At 69.8% G+C, this 1,930-nt stretch carries 1 protein-coding gene; it reads left to right on the forward strand.

Features of this window, described 5'->3' with window-relative positions:
• Positions 1–463: 463 nt before the first annotated feature.
• Positions 464–1,930 (forward strand): IS481 family transposase (locus tag AB0M52_RS33580; RefSeq protein WP_363961876.1); only part of this gene is annotated, 1,467 nt, incomplete at its 3' end.

Raw genomic sequence — 1,930 nt, forward strand, 5'->3', positions numbered from 1 at the left:
GGGCCTGGGGGACAAGGTGGAGCGCCCTGCTGGACGAACGACCTTGTCGCCCTGGCCCTGGTCTGCTCGGCTTCTGCCTGGGTCGGTGGCTGACGGGATGGCACCCGCACCAAACCACAACCGGAACCTTCGGCAACCCATCCTGGAGTCGTCTGGCCCCCGCCGGAGGCTCGCCCTTGTACTCGCCGACACTGAAGCCCCGGATCTGCCATCGACCATGGCGGCCCGGGGCTTCGTCGTATTCGCGCCGCTGGCGGGCTGGAACCGACGCGCTGGCGGCCGAAGGCCAGAGGCGCGGCGGCGGGCCGGCAGGCCCGGCCCTGGTTCGGCGGCGCGAGCGGCCTGCGAAGCGGGCCGCCTTGATCTCGTACAGAAAGTTCTCACACCGCCCGACACTCGGGACTGTCGTACTTCGGTTGATGCGTTACAGGTTGGCTTCACTTGATGCGTGACACTCCGCTGAGTGCTGGTGGAGTTGAACGTGACGGAGCAGCGGTATCGCGCAGTGTTGGAAGTCCAGGCCGGGGTGCCGGTTACTGAGGTGGCCGAGCGGTTCGGCGTGTCGCGGCAGGCGGTGCACCGCTGGTTGGGCTGGTATCGCGATGAGGGTCTGGACGGGTTGGCGGATCGTTCTCATCGCCCACATGCCCATCCGGCACAGACCAGCCCGGAGGTCGAAGCGGCGATCTGCGAACTACGCCGTGGGCATCCGCGGTGGGGTCAGCGCCGGCTGCAGTTCGAGCTGGGCCGTCTCGGCTGCCCGGGTCCGGTGCCGTCGCTGAGCACCATCTACCGGGTCCTGGTACGGCACGGCCTCCTTGATCCGGTCCCTCGTCGACGTCGGCGGGAGGATTACCGGCGCTGGGAACGGGATCGGCCGATGGAGCTGTGGCAGCTGGACATCGTCGGCGGAATCACGCTGGCCAGCGGCGCCGAAGCCAAGGTCGTCACCGGCGTGGACGACCACTCCCGGTTCTGCGTCATCGCCACCGTGGTCCAGCGTGCCACCGGTCGGGTCGTCTGCCTGGCCTTCGCCGAAGCGCTGCAACGGTTCGGGATCCCCGAGGAGGTCCTGACCGATAACGGCAAGCAGTTCACCGGCCGGTTCACGAAGCCCCGCCCGGCCGAGGTGATGTTCGAAAGGATCTGCCGGGAAAACGGCATCGTGGCCCGCAACACCAAACCCCGCACACCCACCACGACTGGGAAGGTTGAGCGGTTCCACCAGACCCTGCAACGAGAACTGCTCGACGACGTCGAGGTCTGGCCGGACCTGGAAGCCGTGCAGACGGCCGTGGACGTCTTCCGCGCCGAGTACAACACCAACCGGCCCCACCAGTCCCTGAACATGGCGTTCCCGGCCGACCGGTTCACCGCCCGCCCCACCGATGCGCAGCTGCCGTTGCGACTGCCGCCCACCCTGGCCCCCGCCGTGCCCGCACCCCGCCCCGCACCGACAACGGAGCCGCAGGACCCGCCGGCCCTGCCCGCCCCGATGATGCTGTCGAGCAACGGCGTCGACCCGGTCAACCTGGCCGTCGAGTTCACCCGCACCGTTCCCGCCTCCGGCAACCTCGCCGTCTGCGGGCAACAGTTCTGGCTCGGCCCAGCCCGGGCCGGACTCACGATCGGCCTATGGGCCGACACCACCGCGGTTCACCTGCTCATCGACGGCGTCCGTCTCAAGACCGTCCCTTCCCGGCTCACCCCCGCCCACCTGCGTCAGCTTCTCGCCGAGGGCGGCCACCCCGCCGGGCCACCCCCGGTCATCGCCGGCCCGATCAAGCCGGGGGCTCCCGTCGAGGTCGACCGGCTCGTCAACGCCACCGGCCTGGTCAGCCTCGCCGGCCGGCAACACCCCATCGGCTACCACCTCGCAGGCCGACGCGTCACCATCCGCCTCGACCGCGGCGTCCTGCACCTGCTCGAC

This window comes from Micromonospora sp. NPDC051296 (genome assembly GCF_040682255.1).
GTDB classification, from domain to species: domain Bacteria; phylum Actinomycetota; class Actinomycetes; order Mycobacteriales; family Micromonosporaceae; genus Micromonospora; species Micromonospora craterilacus.